The 17,575-nt window shown below is 67.2% G+C and carries 11 protein-coding genes and 1 pseudogene; 2 read left to right on the top strand and 10 right to left on the bottom strand.

Annotation, left to right across the window (positions count from 1 at the left end):
* The 6 genes from YH64_RS28890 to YH64_RS28865 form a co-directional block, all read right to left on the bottom strand.
* The coding region (locus YH64_RS28890) for an ABC transporter ATP-binding protein (protein WP_143215598.1) at window positions 1-1,805 on the bottom strand (1,805 nt) is incomplete at its 3' end.
* Complete coding sequence (locus YH64_RS28885; protein WP_046807775.1) at window positions 1,802-2,647, bottom strand: ABC transporter permease; 846 nt, start codon at window positions 2,645-2,647, stop codon at window positions 1,802-1,804. The genes YH64_RS28885 and YH64_RS28890, both read right to left, overlap by 4 nt.
* A 282-nt stretch (window positions 2,648-2,929) precedes the next feature.
* Window positions 2,930-3,913, bottom strand: a complete 984-nt coding sequence (locus YH64_RS28880) for an ABC transporter permease (RefSeq protein ID WP_046807767.1) — start codon at window positions 3,911-3,913, stop codon at window positions 2,930-2,932.
* Window positions 3,910-5,487 carry an ABC transporter substrate-binding protein gene (locus tag YH64_RS28875; RefSeq protein ID WP_046807776.1) on the bottom strand — a complete coding sequence of 526 codons (1,578 nt, stop codon included), beginning with the start codon at window positions 5,485-5,487 and terminating at the stop codon, window positions 3,910-3,912. Before YH64_RS28875 ends, YH64_RS28880 begins: the two co-directional genes overlap by 4 nt.
* A 152-nt stretch (window positions 5,488-5,639) precedes the next feature.
* Window positions 5,640-7,367, bottom strand: a complete 1,728-nt coding sequence (locus tag YH64_RS28870) for a hydantoinase B/oxoprolinase family protein (protein ID WP_046807768.1) — start codon at window positions 7,365-7,367, stop codon at window positions 5,640-5,642.
* Complete coding sequence (locus YH64_RS28865; protein WP_255444853.1) at window positions 7,364-9,481, bottom strand: hydantoinase/oxoprolinase family protein; 2,118 nt, start codon at window positions 9,479-9,481, stop codon at window positions 7,364-7,366. Before YH64_RS28865 ends, YH64_RS28870 begins: the two co-directional genes overlap by 4 nt.
* 254 nt (window positions 9,482-9,735) lie before the next feature.
* On the opposite strand from YH64_RS28865, the gene YH64_RS28860 reads away from it, so the two are divergent.
* The gene (locus YH64_RS28860) at window positions 9,736-10,317 is read left to right on the top strand and encodes a DUF4202 domain-containing protein (RefSeq protein WP_046807778.1); all 582 of its coding nucleotides are present in this window, start codon (window positions 9,736-9,738) and stop codon (window positions 10,315-10,317) included.
* 94 nt (window positions 10,318-10,411) lie between these two features.
* On the opposite strand, the gene YH64_RS28855 is transcribed toward YH64_RS28860, so the two are convergent.
* From YH64_RS28855 to YH64_RS28845, 3 genes are read right to left on the bottom strand one after another with little or no spacing between them, the layout of a single operon-like run.
* A complete protein-coding gene (locus YH64_RS28855; RefSeq protein ID WP_046807769.1) occupies window positions 10,412-11,293 on the bottom strand; it encodes a ProQ/FinO family protein in 882 nt (293 codons plus the stop codon).
* A gap of 49 nt (window positions 11,294-11,342) precedes the next feature.
* On the bottom strand, window positions 11,343-12,836 hold the full coding sequence (locus tag YH64_RS28850; RefSeq protein WP_046807770.1) for a hypothetical protein: 1,494 nt from the start codon (window positions 12,834-12,836) through the stop codon (window positions 11,343-11,345).
* Window positions 12,837-12,861: 25 nt separating this feature from the next.
* Window positions 12,862-14,004: a metallophosphoesterase gene (locus YH64_RS28845; protein ID WP_046807771.1), complete on the bottom strand. Its 1,143-nt coding sequence runs from the start codon at window positions 14,002-14,004 to the stop codon at window positions 12,862-12,864.
* A 252-nt stretch (window positions 14,005-14,256) separates the two neighbouring features.
* Here YH64_RS28845 and fhuE point away from each other — a divergent pair, with 252 nt between their 5' ends.
* Window positions 14,257-16,470 (top strand): ferric-rhodotorulic acid/ferric-coprogen receptor FhuE, encoded by a 2,214-nt coding sequence (fhuE, locus tag YH64_RS28840; protein ID WP_185975432.1) that lies wholly within the window; start codon window positions 14,257-14,259, stop codon window positions 16,468-16,470.
* Window positions 16,471-16,658: 188 nt separating this feature from the next.
* On the opposite strand, the pseudogene YH64_RS28835 reads toward fhuE, so the two are convergent.
* Window positions 16,659-17,575: pseudogene (locus YH64_RS28835) on the bottom strand (malto-oligosyltrehalose synthase); the annotation flags it as partial.

Genomic DNA, 17,575 nt, shown 5'->3' with positions numbered 1-17,575 from the left:
GGAACCCGCGAGTATGACGCGGTTTGGCGGCCAACGGGGGCCGAAGCTGGGGCGGGCGGCGCGACGTGGGCGGCCGTCGCGGCGGGCAGGGCAGGCGCGGCGGGCACGGCGGCCAATAGCGTGCGCGTGTAAGGGTGTGCCGGCTGGCGCCAGATGGTCTCGGGCGTTCCGTGTTCCACGATGCGGCCCTGGTTCATGACCATGACCCGGTCGCACAGATAACGCACCACGGCCAGGTCGTGGGAGATGAACAGGTAGGACAGGCCCAGCTCGTTCTTCAAGTCGACCAACAGATTCAGTATCTGCGCCTGCACCGACACGTCCAGCGCCGACACGGGTTCGTCCAGCACTACCAGGGACGGGCGCGTGATCAGCGCGCGGGCGATGCCGATGCGTTGGCGCTGCCCGCCCGAGAACTCGTTGGGATAGCGTCTGGCCGCGTCGGCGGGCAAGCCGACGTTGTCAAGCATCCGAGCCACGTGCCGGCCTCGTTCGGCGCGGTCGCGCACGCCGTGCACCTTCAACACGGCGGCCAGGATGTCGTGCACGGTATGGCGCGGGTTCAATGAGGCGTAGGGGTCCTGGAACACCATCTGTATATGCCGCCGCGATGCTTTTAGCGCGCGTTGGGACAGGGCCAGCAGATCGGTGCCACGCAGCAGGGCCTGACCGGTATGCGCGGGCGTCAGGCGCAGCAGCGTGCGCGACAGGCTGGATTTGCCGCTACCTGATTCGCCCACCAAACCCAGCGTTTCGCCGTGAGCGATATCGAAGGACACGTCATCGACCGCCAGCACGTCGACGCCTCGGCGTCCCGCATAGCGCGTGGTCAGGCCCCGCACGCTGAGCAGCGGCGCGGCGCTGTGCTGCCCGGTCGCACCGTGCGCTTGGCCAGCGCCCGTGGACGTGCGCAATGTGAAATGCGGTTCGCCATCGCCATGTCCATGACTGACCACGATCTCCGGCAGCCGTGCCTGACGGTAGTGCAGCCCGCCGCGCGCGTGTAGCGATGCGCCCAGCAGCCCCTGCGTATAGGGGTGCGACGGCGCGGCGAACAGTTGGACGGCCGGCGCTTCTTCCAGTTTTTTGCCACCGTGCATGACGAGGACACGATCGGCCCATTGCCGCACCACACCGAGATCGTGCGTGATCAGCAGCACGCTCATGCCCAGGTCGCGCCGCAGCTCGTCCAGCAATTGCAGGATCTGCGCCTGGATGGTGACGTCGAGCGCGGTGGTGGGCTCGTCGGCAATCAGCAGTTTCGGCCGGCAGGCGATAGCCATGGCGATCATTACACGCTGGCGTTGGCCGCCCGACAACTGCATCGGGTAGTCGTCGATGCGGCGTTCGGGGTCGGGGATGCGAACGCGCGCCAGCAGCTCCAGCGTGCGGTGGCGCAACGCGGTACGCCCGATGTCCTCGTGGCAACGGATGGCTTCGGCGATTTGCCGGCCGATGGTCAGCACCGGGTTCAATGACGTCATGGGCTCCTGGAAGATCATGGCGATGTCTCGGCCGCGCACCTGGCGCAGTTGCCGGTCCGGCAGGGCGGCCAGGTCCACGTCGTTGAACAGGATGCGGCCCTGCACCCGGCTGCCGGGCGCAAGCAGGCGCAGCACGGCCAGTGCGGTAGTCGACTTGCCGCAGCCGGATTCACCGACCAGCGCCAGCGTTTCGCCCGCCGCTACGTCAAAGCTCAAACCGTCGACGGCGCGGCGCTGCCCGTCGTCGGCGCGAAACGACACGGTCAGGCCTTGCACGCTTAAGAGCGCACGGGTGTCGGGGGGGTGGGACGTGCGCGTCATGCGGATAGCCTCGGGTTAAAGGCATCGTTCAAGGCGTCGCCCAGCAGGTTCAGCGACAACACGGTCAGCACGATGGACAGGCCGGGCAGGGCGGCCAGGTACCACGCGGTGCGCAGCATCTCGCGCGCGTCGCCGATCATGCTGCCCCAGGACACGGCGTTTGGATCGCCCATGTGCATGAACGACAGGGCGGATTCCATGAGGATGGCGTTGGCCACCAGCACCGAGGTCGTCACGATGACGGGCGGCAGCGCGTTGGGCAAAATTTCCAGCAGGGCGATGCGTGCGTGGCCAAAGCCGTTGCTGCGCGCGGCCAGCACGAATTCGGTTTCGCGCAGGGTCCGAAATTCAGCGCGAACCAGCCGCGCCACCACGGGCCACGAGGCTGCGCCGATCGATAGCGCGATGACGCCGACCGACGGGCGCCCGATGGCCACGATCACCACCACCAGCAAGAACGAAGGAATTGTTTGCAGCAGTTCGGTGACGCGCATCAGCACCACGTCCACCCAGCCGCCGAAGTAGCCGGCCGACGCGCCTACGGCAATGCCGATCGCCAAACTGAGCAGCGCGGCCGTGACCCCGACCGTCAACGACACGCGCGCGCCGTGCGCCAGGCCGGCCGCGATGTCGCGGCCCATCGTGTCGGTGCCCAGCCAGAACTGCGGGTCCTGACCGGGCCACTGGATCGGCGGACCGACCATGTCGAGCGGGTCGTGCGGAAACACCCAGGGCGCGGTAATGGCGGCGCACAGGATCAACAGCAACAGCACGCCGCCGACCACCGCGCCAGGGTTGGCCAGCAGCCGGCGCAGCGTGCGCGCACGGCGTGGGGCGCTCATGGCCACGACCTGGGGCGCGGGCGGCGGCAAAGACGGGGACGAGAAATCAGGCGGCATGAAATGAAGTGAAGGAAAGAGGGAACAAGGAATGTGGGCGAAGGCCCCAGGACCAAATACGAAGGACCCACGGCCAAGGACCCAAGGGCAAGGATCCAAGGGCAAAGACCCAAGGCCAAGGACCCAAGGCCAAAGACCCACGGCCAAGGACCCAAGGCCAAGCAATGCATAGCGGCCAGGCGGCCAAGCGGCCAAACGCCAGAACGCCAGAACGCCAGAACGTCATCAGCCGACGCGAATGCGCGGATCCAGCTGCGTCTGCAACAGATCGACCAGAATGTTGGCCACGATCACCAGCAGCGAAGACAGCACCAGGATGCCCAGCAGCACGACATAGTCGCGCGCCATGACCGACTCGTAGGCCAGGCGGCCCAGCCCTGGCCAGCTAAAGACCGTCTCGACTACCACCGCGCCGCCCAGCAGCGTGCCGAAGTTCAAGCCGGCAACGGTGGTGACCGGAATCAGCGCATTGCGCAGCACGTGCCGCAACGCCACGGCCGTGGGCGCGACGCCCTTGGCGTGCGCGGTGCGCACGAAGTCCTGCCGGCTGACCTCCAGCATGGCCGCGCGCGTCAGCCGCGCGAAGATGGCCACGTAGAAGCCCGCCAAGGCCAAGGTCGGCAGTACCAGGTGGCGCGCCACGTCCAGCAGGTGCGCCAGGCCGGTGGCGGGCGAGCCGATCGTCGACACCCCGCCCGGCGGCAGCCAACCCAGCTGCACGGAAAGCAGGATGATGGCCATCAGCCCCAGCCAGAAGCCCGGAGTGGAATACAGCAGCAACGCCGCCAGCGACAGCACGCGGTCCGGCCAGCGGCCCACAAAGGTGGCCATGACCGCGCCCAGCGTGATACCGGCGGCCAGCGCGCATCCCAACGCGCTGAACATCAGCAGCACCGTGTTGCCCAAGCGGCTGAAGATCAGATCGGACACCGGCAGGTTGTAGCGCGGCGATATCCCCAGGTTCAGGCTGGCCAGATTGCCCAGGTAGGCGCCAAGTTGCTGCAACACCGGGCGGTCCAGCCCGAACTGGCTGCGCATGGCCGCCATGCCGGCTTCGGTGGCCGACCCGGACTCGGCCGCGATCACGTCGGCAGCATCGCCCGGCACGGCTTGCAGCAGGAAAAAACTTAGCAGGATGACCCCGATGACGGTCGGAATCGCCTGGACCAGGGACAAGCCCAGCGTGCGGGCGGCGCGTCGCGGGTTCATTGCAGGTAGACGTCCGCCAGGTTGGATTCCACGCCGTCGGCCGTCAGCGAATGGTCGTGCACACGCTGGTTGGCGATGGTGATGAATTCGGGCTGATACAGGTTCAGGTCGGGCACCTCGCGCGCGACGATCTGCTGAAAGTCCTTGAACAGCTGGACGCGCCGCGCGGGGTCGTTTTCAACGGCGGCGGCTTCCAGCAAGGCATCGACCCGCGGGTTCTGGTAATGCGTGCCGTTGGAAAAAGGCACGCCCCGGATGAAGTTCCTGGACCAGTACAGCCGCTGCACGCCGACCGTGGGGTCGAACAGATTGCTGGCGCCATTGGTGGTGAAGGCGAAGTCGCGATCGGTATAGACGCGCTTGATGAAGGCCGAGGCGTCTTGCGAGCGCACCGTCACGGCGATGCCGGTGCGCGCCAGCGTCGTGCGCAGATAATCGGCCAGCCGTGCGCCGTCAGAGCCGATCGGGTTGTAGTCCAGCGGCACCCGAAAGCGCACGCCGTCCGGCCCCTTGGGGTAACCGGCTTCGTCCAGCAGCGCGTTGGCGCGCTTCAGGTCAAAGGCGTAAGGCGACGGCGTGGGGTCGTTATAGGCTTTCAGGCCGGGCGCAATCGGCGAATACGCCACCTGGCCCACGCCATAGTTCACAACTTTCAGGATGACGTTGCGGTCGATGGCGTGGGCCACCGCCTGCCGCACTTTCTCGTTCTTGAAATGCGGCTCGTCCAGGTTGAATTCCAGCCGCGTCACGTTGTACGAATAGCTGTTGCCGCGCGTTTCGAACCGCAGTGACGGCACGGCTTTCAGGCGCGCCAGGTCGGCCAGTGGCACGGGCGTGCGGTAGCCCAGGTCCACGGTGCCGGTTTCAAACGCGATGGCGGCGGCGGCGGGGTCGGCCACCACGCGCACGATCAGGCGGTCGATATAGGGCTTGGGCTTGTCCCAGTAGTCCGGGTTGCGTTCATACACGATGTGGCTGCCGCGCACCCATTCCTTGAACTTGTATGGCCCCGTGCCGATGGGTGCCGAGATCGCCGGGTTGGTCAACGGGTCGGGGCCATCAAAGATGTGCTTGGGGATGATGGGCGTTTCGGTGGCGACGAAGGCGCGGATGAGGTAGGGCGCCGGCTTGGCCAGGCGCAGCACCACGGTGTGGTCGTCCGGCGTTTCGATGGCGGTGACGTTGGCAAACGTGTTGCGTCCGCGCGGGTGGATCTTCTTGAGCAGCCCGATGGAAAACGCGACGTCGGCGGCGGTGAACGGCTTGCCGTCATGCCATTTCACGCCTTGGCGTAGCGTGAAGGTGTAGACAGTGCCGTCGGGGCTGACCTGCCAGGCGGTGGCTAGTTGCGGCTGGGGATTCAAGTCGTAGTCGTACTTGAGCAGGCCTTCGGTGACCTTGGCGCTGACGCTGAGAATGGGCGTGGCGACGTTGCCCACCGTCACCAGCGCGGTCGGTTCGGAAGGCAATAGCAGGGTCAGCGTACCGCCCCGGGTGGGCTCGGCGTGCAGGGCGGGCGCAAAGGCAAGCAAGGCGCCGGCCAGCAGCAGGCCGAGACGGGCGCGTCGAGTCATGGTGGCGATGCGGCGGGTGATGTGGGTCGCGATCCGGGTCGCGATCCGGGGGGAGCTTTGGGTCAACGTTGGGGTCAAGATCGGGCTCGGGGTCTGGTTCAAGGTCAGGTGCTGGGTCGGGATCGGGTTCTGTTTCGGTTGCGGTGTCGATGTCACGCTTGCGGCTCCCGGTAGGCCATGCGCGCCTGGTCGGCGCTGACCAGGCCGTCGCGCACATCGCGATCAATGCGCTCGGCGTCGCGGCCGGCGGGGTCGCCCAGTCCGCCGCCGCCGGGTGTTTGCACGACCAGCCTTTCGCCGGGGGGAATCAGCTGTCGCCCCTTGGCGCGCAGCGTGGCGCCGCCGGCCAGGCCCAGTTGGCCGCCCGCGCCGGCGTGGCCGCCCAGCGCGCCGCGCGCCGGATGCACGACGCGGTCAAACGCGGCGGCAATGATCATGGCGGCTTGTGGGTCGGCGTGGCGCACCACGATGGTTTGGCCCAGCCCCCCGCGCTGCGTGCCGGGGCCGCCCGAGTCCGGCCGGTATTCCTTTTGTTCGAAGACCAGCGGGTTGGCGCTTTCCAGGATCTCAAGCGATACATTGCGCACGCCGCTGGGGTAGGACGTGACGGACAACCCGTCCTTGCCGGGCCGCGCACCGGTGCCGCCGGTCGAAAAACTGACGGCGTTAAAGCGCGGGCCGGCCAGCAGCGCTTCCTGCTGTTCGGGCGTGGCGTCCGCCAGGGGCTCGCCGCCGACCAGATGCAGGTTCCACAGCGACGACGCGCCCTCGGCCGGAACCTGATCCGCCCGGGCCTGGCGCAGCGCGCCAAAGACCACGTCGGGCAACATCTGCCCAATGATGTGGCGCGCCGTGACGGCGGCGGGAAAACGCGCATTCAGGATCGAGCCCTCGGGCGCGGCAACCTCGACGCACGACAGCGACCCCGCGTTATTGGGCACGTCGGCGCCGATCAGGCAGCGCACGCCAAACGAGGTATAGGCGTCGGTGTAGGCCTTCACCACGTTGATGCCGCGCGCCACGCTGTGCGAGGTGCCGGCGAAGTCGATTCGGATCTTGTCGCGCGCGATGCTCACGCTGGCTTGCAAGGTGATCGGCGCGTCGTAGCCGTCGATCACAAGCGTGTTATGCCAGGTGCCTTGTGGCCATTGGGCGATGGCCTGGCGCATGGCGTTCTCGGACTGCTCGATGATGTAGCCGCCCAGGGCGTCCAGTCCGCCCAGCTCAAACTCCGTCAACAACGATTTCAGGCGGCGCCCGCCGATCGCGTTGCAGGCCACCAACGCGTACAGGTCGCCTTCCACCTGTTCGGGCTCGCGCACGTTGGCGCGAATAATGGCCAGCACGCCGGGGTCCACTTCGTGTTGATGGAAGAAGCGCAGGATGGGCAGGAACAGGCCTTCGTGATAGATCTCCAGACCATCGGCACTGCTGCCGATGCCGCCGATATCGATCACGTGCAAGGTGGAGGCAAACAGCGCCACCAGCGCGCCATCGTGAAACACCGGCGTCACCATGGTCATGTCGAACAGGTGGCCGGTGCCTTTCCAGGGGTCGTTGGTCAGCAGCACGTCGCCATCCTTTAGCGATTCGGGCGGGAAGACGCGCAGAAAGTGTTTGACGGATTCGGCCATGGCGTTGACGTGCCCGGGCGTGCCGGTGACGGCTTGCGCGATCATGCGGCCATCGGGCAGGAACACGCCGGCGGACAGGTCGCCGGCTTCCCGCGTGGCGGTGCCGAAGGCGGATCGGATCAATACCTGCGCCTGTTCTTCCACGACGGACAGCAGGCGGTTCCATGCCAGTTGGAAACGGATGCGCTCTTGTGCCACGGGCGCGGCGGCGGCGGCCGGGTGCAAGCGGTCGGCTTGGGTGCTCATGATGTGTAGTCCTTGTCGGCGGCGTCGGCCTGGCGACGCTGGGCCGCACGGGTATCGTCCAGCACCAGCGAGCCCAGGCGGCTGCGGCGCGCGACGAAGCCGGGCGGCACGAAGGTGGTGGTTTCGTCTTCCACGACCAGCGCGGGGCCGGTCAGCGTCTGTTCGGGGTCCAGCGATTGGCGTTCGTAGACGGGGATGTCGATGCGGCGGCCCTGGGCGGCGTCGTACACCGGGCGCGTGCCTGCCACGCGCGCCGCCGTGCCCTGGCCGGCAGCAATGGGGTCGTGCGGCCGTGCGCGGCGCTGGCCGGCTTGCGCGGCTACGGACCAGCTCACGGCTTCGGGCGCCACGTGCGGCAGGCTGCGTCCATACAGTTCGGCGTAGCGCTGGGCGAAGGCCGCGGCTAGCCGGGCGCTGGCCGACTCGTCGAACGGTCCGTCCGGCAGGTCGACCGCAATTTCGTGTCCCTGGCCGCTGTAGCGCATGAACACCACCCGTTTGTGCGTCAAGGCGGTGTCCGGGGCGGCCCGGCGCACCACGGCGTCGACGCCGGCGGTCAGCTCGTCAAGCAGGCGCTGCACGGCGGCGTGGTCGATGCCATCGACGCGCTGGTGAAAGCTGCGAACGGCCTGATAGGCGATGGGCGCCCACAGGAAGCCCACCGCCGATCCCACGCCGGCCGATTCCGGAATGATGACGCGCTCGATGCCCAGCTTGCGCGCCAGCGCCGCCGCATGCAGCGGCGCCGCGCCGCCAAAGGCGATAAGGGTGTGTTCTTCGGCCGTCTTGCCCAGCTCCGAGGCATGGACGCGCGCGGCGTTGGCCATGTTCTCGGTGACGACATCAATGATGGCCTGCGCGGCCTGCGGCGCATCCAGCTCGGCGGGCGCGGCCAGGTGCGCCTGAACGGCACGCTGCGCCAACTCGGGTTGCAGTTTGACCTTGCCCACCGCGAAACGCTCGGGCGTTACGTTGCCGATCACGGCGTGCGCATCGGTCACCGTGGGCAGTTCACCGCCGTTGCCGTAGGCGGCGGGGCCGGGCGCGGAACCCGCGCTGTCGGGGCCCACCTGCACCACGCCCAGGTGGTTGACGCGAGCGATGGAGCCGCCACCGGCGCCGATTTCCACCATCTCGATGACCGGTATGCGGATAGGCAGTCCGGAGCCTTTCAGGTGCCGGTGCACGCGGCCGAATTCAAAGCTGCGGCTGACCTGGGGTTCGAAGTCGTCGATGTAGCAGATCTTCGCGGTGGTGCCGCCCATGTCGAACGATAGCGCGCGCGCGGAGCCGGTCTGCTCGGCGATGTGCTGCGCCAGGATGGCGCCACCCGCCGGCCCCGATTCGACCAGGCGCACCGGTTCTTCCACCCCGGTTTGCAGCGTGGCGATGGCCCCGCCCGAGGTCATCAGAAACGGTTCGTCGCGCAAGCCGCGTTCGCGGGCCGCGTCGTTCAGCCGACGCAGATAGCCCGACACCTGCGGCTGCACATAGGCGTTGGCGCTGACGGTGGACAGGCGCGGATATTCGCGGATCTCGGCGCAGATGTCGGATGACAGCGACACCCAAAGGCCCGGCGCGTGGGCCTGCAACAGCTCGCGGACGCGGCGTTCGTGGGCGGGATAGGCGTAGCTGTGCAGCAGGCAGACCGCCACGCTTTCAATACGCGCGGCGATCAGTTCATGCGCCAGCGCGATGACCTGCGACTCGTCCAGCGGCGTCAGCACCTGGCCGCGCGCGTCGACCCGTTCGGTGACGCCATGGCGCCAGGGGCGGGGCACCAGCGGCTGCGGCTTGTCCAGGAAAATGTCGTATTGCGCGAAGCGGTCTTCCAGGCCGATCTCGACCAGATCCCGAAAGCCCGCCGTGGTCAGCAGGGCGGTGCGCGCGCCCTTGCGTTCAATCAGCGCATTGGTGGCCAGCGTGGTGCCCAGGATCAGCAAGCTAACGTCGGGCCAGCGCAGGCCCGCTACGCCCAGCAGTTCTTCAATGCCTTGCAGCACGGCCGTCTCCGGGGTGGCGGGCGTGGTCAGCAGCTTGGCGGACCAGCGGCGGTCGTCGCGTTCCAGAACGATGTCGGTAAACGTGCCGCCCACGTCGACGGCGACGCGCACGGGTGGGGCCTGGGGCTCCCGAAGGGAAATATCTGGCATGGGGTGATAGCAGGGCGCACGGTGCGCCATCGGCGTTGGAAGAACCCCAGATCCTAAGCAGTCACCGCGCGCACATGAACGATGATTTTCGAGTTTCGATATGCGGTTTGCGCGGCGCGAATGCGTCTGGCGGCCGGCTTGGCGCTATGATCGTTGCGTCTTTGGCCGGCTCCGGCGCCTTCCCGGAAATGCAACGCACGCAGGAAACTCACCGCATGAATGATCGTCTACACCAGACGCTGCTTCGGTTTGACCAGTACAACGGCACCGACCCCAATCTGTTCGCCTGGCAGGGCGAGACCTGTCCGCAGGAGCTATTCCTGGCGCAAAAGCTGCATGAATGGGTGATGAAGCTGGCGCCGGACGCGTCGGAACCGCTGGTGCTGGCCTCGCGCTGCCAGCACATCGGGCGCTGGGAAATCACGCGCAAGAGCTATCCCGACGGGCGCGTGGGTTATCTGACGTGGCGCAAGGCGCTGGCGCGGCATCATGCCGCCATCGCGGAAGGCATACTGCGCGACGCGGGCTACGCCGACGACGTGATCGACCGCGTGAGAACCATCGTGATGAAGCAGGGCATCAAGCAGGACGCCGACGTGCAGACCATGGAAAACGCCTTGTGCCTGGTGTTTTTGCAATACCAGTACGAAGCGTTCCATCCCGCGCATGGGGAGAAGATCGTGGAGATCTTGAGGAAGTCGTTGCAGAAGATGGACGCGGCGGGTCACCAGTGGGCGCTGACGCTGCCGTACAGCCCGACAGGGATGCGGTATCTGGAGCAGGCGCTGGCGGCCTGAAGCAAGGACGCATGCAAAAGCCCGGCCCGCGACGGATCGTTGCGGGCCGGGCTTTTTGCCGTCATCGGGCGATGTAGCCCGATGACGGTATGACTCAGGACTGCGCGGGCTTGTCGGCGGACGAATCCGTGGACGAATCCGTGGCCGGCGAAGTCGGCTCGGCGGACGGTGCATCAGCCGCCGGGGTCGACGCATCGCTGGATGCATCCGGCGTGGCGGCGGGCGTTGCGGAGGCCGCGTTTTCAGCCGGAGTTGCAGGAGGAATTGCAGCCGGAGTTGCAGCCGTCTCGGCCGGCGCTTGCGGGGCCGATTGCACCGGTGCGGCAACATCCGCCGTCACGGGCGCCGTCACCGCGGCGTCACCGGTACCGGCGGCGGCCGCGGCTTCGGCTTTCTTGGCCTTGTTGCGCGCGGCGGCGTTCTTGGATGCGCTGCGCGAGGCCATGCGCTTGGCATGCTTGGCTTCGTTGGCCGTCACGACGCCCGAGGGTTCGCCGTTCAGGTCCACACGCGGCGCGTCCTCGACCATGCTGGCCCAATAGCGGCGGCCATCACACCAGGTCTTGACCGCTTCCTTGATCTGCGCTTCGTCCAGTTGCAGCGTCTGGGCATGTTGCACCAGGTCCGCCAGCACGCCCAGCTTCAGCGGAAGCTTCGGCGCGGGGTTCTTGGGGAAGGCCTTGGGAAACTGGCGTTGCAAGCGCGAAATTGCGACCACGACCGGGTCCACGGGCGATTCGCGCCGGTCGGCGCGTTGCGGCCGCTGGCCCTTGTCGCCGCCCTGGGAACGGGCGTTCTTGTCACCGCCTTGCGGGCGCGGGCCCTTATCGCCTTGCGGACGCGGGCCTTTGCCGCCGCCGGGTGGGCGGGGGCCTTTGCCTGCGCCTTGCGGACGCGATTCTTTCTTGGGGGTCGGCTCTTCAGGCGCCTGCTTGGTGATCAAGGCCCGGATCGCGGCTAACTGTTCTAGTCCCATGTGCTACACAAAAAAAAGGTTGAGGCCGTGAGCATCAGCGCTCGGGCGGCTATCCCGACAGCACGACAAGCAGTGCCAGGAATAAAAGAATGCCGAACGCGGCCAGGGCAAACGGCAGTAGTAGAACATACACGCTGCGGTCTTGCCCTTGTCCGTGGGCCAAACCCGCCGCAATTGACATCCTGACGGGTGAAAAAAACCCCATCGACGTGCCTGAAACGTGTAACAGCGCTGCCGCTGCCGGCACATTCAGACCCGCGTGCAGGGCTAATGATAGCTGGGACGGCATGAACAGGCTGTTCGGCGCGTTGCCGCTGTTGGCCAGAATGCCGAAGGCGCCGGCAAGCAGCGGCGTGATCAGGATGGTCCAGTCCCGCAAGGCGGCGAACAGGCCGTCGGCATAGGCTTGCGAGATGCCGGCGCCGGCCAGCACCTCGGCCATCATGGCAAACAGAAAGACGGACATGACGGCGTGGCGGCCGGTGCGCCAGGCCGCGCGCGCCTGCACGGCCAGCGCGCCCGGCTGGCGCCGCCACACCGCCATGGCCAGCGCGCCGGCAACGAGCCAACTGCCGGCATGCAGAAACGGCATCCAGGCGGGCAGGTCGGCAAACGGCCGAATATCGGCCCAGGCGCCCAGCGCGCGATTCAGCGTAGGGATCAACCGCGTGGCCACCAGGCACGCAATCACCAGGATGTAGGGCAACGCGCGGCGGGCGGCCGCAAGCGCCTGGGTGCGATCGGGCCTGCGATCCAGCAAGAAGCGCAGCACGATCAAGGGGCCGTAGGCGGCCAGCAGCGCCGTCTCGGGGCCCAACAGGGCTGTGGCGGCGCAAAGCGATGCCAGGCTGGTGACGATCCAGCCAGCTTCCCTGACGTGCTCGGCGGTGCCGGCTTTAGCGGTGCCGACTTCAAGGCCCGCAATGCGCGCGGTGCGCCAGAACAGCGCCATCCACACGGCCATCAACAAGGCCACCGCCACCATGCTGTACAACGCCAGCTGCGGGGCTGGAACGCGCGCGTAGGCGGACGCCAGCAAGGTGCCGCTGCCCATCGCGCCCCACGGGATCAGCGTCTGGCTCAACAGCGCGAAGATCATGATGTCGCGGGGCTTGAGCCCCAGAGGGCGGATAAGCAGCACGGTGCCCAGCATGCCCACGCCAAAACCCGTAGCGGATTCGGCAAAAGGGCCGATCAGGAAACAGGCAAAGAACAAGCGCCGCCGACGCGCCAGCGGGTCGTTCAGTTCCGGAGGATGAACGCCGGCGGGGCCACCACCGGCCGCGGCCGGCTGCGTGGGCGAGGCCATCTGCCAGAACAACAAGCCGCCCAGGATGTAGGGCGTGATGATCCACCCGATCCACCCGCCGCGTTCCAGGGTCACCGCCAGTTGCGCGCCGGTGAAAGCGCCGGGCGCGGTACTCAGCGCTACCGCAATGGCGGCGAACAGTCCCAGCACCGCCGCCATCGTTGTGTTGACTCGCCCACTGGCGATGGCAACGATCACGGTCAGCGCGGGCAGGGACCACAGCAGGTAGGTCATGGGAACGTGGGTGGGCGTAGGCAGCCTACGGCGCGGCCACTCGGGCCGGTGCGCGCAGCACGATCTGCGTGATTTCGGAAGGGCGGCCCAGGCGGATCGGAAGGCCCGGCCACAGCCCGGTGCCATTACTGACATATAACTGCATGCCGTTCACCTGATATAGGCCGGACACATAGCCCTCGTTGGCCAGTTGCGTCAGCAGGTGCGGTCCCAGGATCTGGCCACCATGCGTATGGCCGGACAGTTGCAGCCCGGCCCCGGCCTGGGCGTTCAGCGCCGCGCCTGGGGGCCGATGGCTCAGCAAAATGACCGGGTCGGTCTTGGGCACGCCCTGCAATGCCCGCGCCACGTCCGGCACGGGCTGGTCGTAGGCGGCCGCCATCTTGTCGGTAACGCCCGCCAGCACCAGGCGCTGCCCATTGGGCGTCAGCGTGACGTGGTCATTGAGCAGCAGGCGCAGGCCCAGCTTTTCGAAGGCGGGCAGCCAGCGCTGGTACTCGGCGTAGTACTCGTGGTTGCCGGGGATGGCGTACACGCCTTGTGGCGCGCGCAGGGCTTGCAGCGGCAGCACATCGGCCGCGCGCGCATCGGTCGTGCCGTCGACCAGATCCCCCGTGATGACGATCAGGTCGGGGTTCAGCGCATTGGTTTTCTTGACCACCGCGTCCATCCACGGCGCTTCCAGAAGGCGGCTGGCGTGCAGGTCGGTCAGTTGCACCAGGCGAAAGCCGTCCAGTTCGGGCGGCAGCTTGGGCAGGGCGATTTCCAGCGTTTTGACATCGGGCACGCGCACGGCCTGCCACACGCCAATGACTGACAGCAGCGCAGCCGCCACCGCCGCACCCTGCGCCCAACCGCGCGCAGCCAGCAGCCCGCGACCCTGCTTGCGCGAGAACACGTAGACCACCACGCCCACCACGTCGCGCAGCAACAGCAGCATGGCCAGCAGCAGCAGGGCGCCAAAGGCCCAGCCCAGCGCCATCAGCAAGGTGGCGGGCACCTCGGGCGAGGCCATCGAGCCAAAGAAATTGCGCGTCACCAGATGGTGCTCGGCCACACCCAGCAACAACAGGGACAACACCCCCTTGGCAGGGCGGGATAGCGACAGGGGCAGGACGAAACGCCAGATGACGTAAAGACTGATCAGTCCGGTAAAGACATGGAACACGAAGGGATTCCTACGGAAAGCGACTGGAATAAGGGCCGAAGCCAGCGACATTATGCCGATGCGCCGGGTGCCGTGTTGGGTATGCCCACGGCGCGTAGGGACAAATTTGCGTCGTGGATTTATGTGGCATCCCCCGTGGCCATCACCCGTTGCCATCCCCCGTCGTAAATTCACAACAGCAAACGTATATGCGAATCAGTCGCATTACACTCTTTTCCCACAACGCAACCCGAAGTGGGAAAGGAAAGCAGCATGCAAGATCAAAGGCCGCTGGGCGGCAGCCCCCGTATTCATTCTTCCGATCGTCCTGCGTGGCGGCTGCGCCGCACGTCGGCGCTGGTGTTGATGGCGCTGGCGTCCAGCGGCGCGGCGGCCCAGGCGCAGGACGGCGCCGTGGCCACCTTGCCCAGCGTGCAGGTGGTGGGCGACGGCGACCCCACCACCACGGAAGGGACGGGGTCCTACACGCCCCGCGCCACGGCGGCCGGCACGGGCATGGCCTTGACGCTGCGCGAGACACCGCAGTCGGTCACGGTGGTGACACGTCAGCGCATGGAAGACGAAGACATGCGGTCGCTGGCCGACGTCATGGCCAATACCCCCGGTATCGCGGTGCAGAACTACGACAGCGAGCGCTATTCGTTTAGCTCGCGCGGGTTCGCCATCAGCAATTACCTGTACGACGGCGTGCCCACGGGCTTTGATAGCGGCTATGCGGCGGGCGAGTCGTCAATGGACACCATCATCTATGACCGCGTGGAAGTCGTGCGCGGCGCCACCGGCCTGCTGACCGGCGCCGGCAATCCGTCGGCGTCCATCAACCTGGTGCGCAAGCATGCCATCAGCCGCGAATTCAAGGCCGACATCAGCGTCAGCGGGGGCTCGTGGGACACCTATCGCGGCACGCTGGACCTGTCCACGCCGCTGAACAAGGACGGCAGCGTGCGCGGTCGCATCGTGTCCGCCTACCAGGACAACCACTCTTATCTGGACGACTACAAAAGCCAGAAGAAAGTGTTCTACGGCGTGGTCGACGCGGACATTACGTCGCGCACCACCTTCAGCGCTGGCTTCAACTACCAGGACAACAGCCCCAAGGGCAGCAGCTGGGGCGGCTTTCCGCTGTGGTACGCCGACGGCGGGCGCACCGACTGGAAGCGGTCGCTGAACACCGGTGCCGACTGGAGCTCCTGGGCCAGCACCACGACGGGCGGCTTCGCCAGCCTGGAGCATCGCTTTGACAATGATTGGCGGGTGCAGGCGGTGGCCTCGCATTCCAAGCACGAAATGGATGGCAAGCTGCTCTATCTGTACGGCTGGCCCGACCGCCAGACCGGCCTGGGCGTGAACGGGTCGCCCTCGTGGTACCTGGGCGACCGCAAGCAGAACAGCCTGGACGTCAAGGCCACCGGCCCGTTCACCGCCTTTGGCCGCCGCCACGAAGCCGTGGTGGGCGCCAGCTTCACCCGCCAGTACGCCGACTTTGATTACCGCGCGGGCTTGAACGCCGCGCCGGTGGGCAACTTCTTTGACTGGGACGGCTCGTATCCGGAACCCGCCTGGAGCGACACGGCGGTGACCGCCAGCCGCTACACCACCAAGCAGACGGGCTGGTACGGCGCGCTGCGCCTGAACCTGGCCGACCCGCTCAAGCTGATCGTCGGCGGCCGTTACAGCACCTGGAAGACGGATTCCGTGGGCTTTGGTGGTGGTGACCACACCGCGTTCGACAAGAACGCGTTCACGCCGTACGCGGGGCTGCTGTACGACATCAACGACAACTACACCGCCTACGTCAGCTACACCGGCATCTTCAACCCGCAAAGCTACCAGGACCGCAACGGCGGCTGGCTGGACCCGGTGGAAGGCAAATCCTACGAGGCCGGCGTCAAGGGCGAATTCCTGGAAGGCCGCTTGAACGCCAGCGCGGCGGTGTTCCAGGTGGAACAGGACAACGTGGCGCAGACCGACCCAGGTTACCTGGTGCCGGGTTCGATCAACCAGGCTTATCGGGCCGCACAAGGAACGCGCAGCCGGGGCTTTGACCTGGAAGTGTCCGGAGAAGTGACGCCGGGCTGGAACCTGGCGGCGGGCTGGTCGCACTGGACCGCGCGTGATGGCGACGGGGCGGCCATCCAGACCGACCAGCCGCGCACGCTGGTGCGCGTCTTCACCACCTACCAGCTGCCGGGCGACTGGAACCGGCTGACGGTGGGCGGCGGCGTGAACTGGCAAAGCGGCGTCTACACCATCGCCAGCGGCCCAAATGGCGACGAACGCGTGGGGCAGGGCAGCTACGCCATCACCAACCTGATGGCCCGCTACCGCTTCAATCGCAACCTGTCGGCGCAGCTGAACGTGAACAACCTGTTCGACCGCAAGTACTACAGCCAGGTCGGCTTCTACAGCCAGGGCGCGTGGGGCGCCGGCCGCAGCGCGATGGTGACGATGCGGTACCAGTACTGAGCGCGACCGGTACTGGGCGGGAGCAGTACTTAGCGCGACCCGTACTTAGCGGGAGCAGCAGTAAACGGAAGCAGAAGTAAACGGCAGCAGAAGTAAACGGCAGCCGTACCAAGCGTGACCGGGTCGGGCGCAGCGCGGCGGCTCCGTGGGGAGTCGCCTCCGCACTTGCCGCCGCGCTTGCCTTCCCGCTACTCCGTCGCCAACAGCGCCACCGGCCCGTCTCGCAACAGTTGGTCCAGCGCAAGTTCGCCGGCCCCGTTCACGCTGGGACGGCGGCCGGAAAGCACGTCGCGCAAGGCGTCCATGTCCGCGTCCACGTCTGCCGGCAGCGCCACGCGGGTGCCCTCCCAGTAGGCCGCTGCCTGCGCCGGTTTGCCCTGGGCGTAGCCGGCCAGCGCCATGGCGCACAGCCTGGGCGCCACCACCAGCACACAGCGCCCGTCATGGCGGCGCAGGTACGCAATGACGTTCGCGGCGCGCGGGCCGTGCGCCGCAAGCGGCGTGTAGTCGCCCAGGCGGAAAACGTCGGGGTGACGCGCCCGCAGCCCCAGCGCGCGCTGGATCAGTGACTGCTTGATGGCGCCACTGCGCCATGTCTGCGCGTCGGTGGCGATGGGCGTGTCAACGTGCCCTGCCAGGACGTCCGGGCGCGCGTCTTCCTGCAAGGGCGCGGTGGCATCCGTTGCATCGCCTTCCAAGGTGCCGGACGGATTCGATTCGGCCAGCAGCGCCGCCCGCTCCGCGTAGTCCACCGGGCGGCGGTTGTCGGGGTCGACCAGGCTGAAGTCCCACAGGTCCGCGCCCTGGTAAAGATCGGGCACGCCGGGCACCGTGTTGCGCAGCACCGTCTGGGTCAGGCTGTTCACGAGCCCGGCGGGCGCGATTTTCAGCGCCCAGGTGCCGATGTCTCGCAGCAAGGCCTGCCCGTCGCCGGGCTGTTGCAAGGCCTCGATGCATCGTCGGGCGGCGCCCTCGTAGTCGGCGTTCGGGTCCGTCCAACTGGTGTGCAGCTTGGCTTCGCGCAGGGCTTTTTCCTGCCACTGCGCGATGCGGCCAAGAAAGTCCGCAACGGCCTGGGGCTGTTCGCTTAGCCGGTCGGGTGACA

Origin of the sequence: Achromobacter sp. LC458 (genome assembly GCF_001005835.2) — a bacterium.
Taxonomy (GTDB): domain Bacteria; phylum Pseudomonadota; class Gammaproteobacteria; order Burkholderiales; family Burkholderiaceae_B; genus Achromobacter; species Achromobacter spanius_B.
The sequence above is the reverse complement of the archived record's forward strand: the minus strand, read 5'-3'. Positions and strand labels throughout refer to the sequence as shown.

Coding starts and splice junctions, on each gene's coding strand:
- YH64_RS28880 (WP_046807767.1), bottom strand. CDS start 3,913: ATGAACCCGCGACGCGCCGCCCGCACGCTGGGCTTGTCCCTGGTCCAG.
- YH64_RS28870 (WP_046807768.1), bottom strand. CDS start 7,367: ATGAGCACCCAAGCCGACCGCTTGCACCCGGCCGCCGCCGCCGCGCCC.
- fhuE (WP_185975432.1), top strand. CDS start 14,257: ATGCAAGATCAAAGGCCGCTGGGCGGCAGCCCCCGTATTCATTCTTCC.
- YH64_RS28850 (WP_046807770.1), bottom strand. CDS start 12,836: ATGACCTACCTGCTGTGGTCCCTGCCCGCGCTGACCGTGATCGTTGCC.
- YH64_RS28860 (WP_046807778.1), top strand. CDS start 9,736: ATGAATGATCGTCTACACCAGACGCTGCTTCGGTTTGACCAGTACAAC.
- YH64_RS28875 (WP_046807776.1), bottom strand. CDS start 5,487: ATGACTCGACGCGCCCGTCTCGGCCTGCTGCTGGCCGGCGCCTTGCTT.
- YH64_RS28885 (WP_046807775.1), bottom strand. CDS start 2,647: ATGAGCGCCCCACGCCGTGCGCGCACGCTGCGCCGGCTGCTGGCCAAC.
- YH64_RS28855 (WP_046807769.1), bottom strand. CDS start 11,293: ATGGGACTAGAACAGTTAGCCGCGATCCGGGCCTTGATCACCAAGCAG.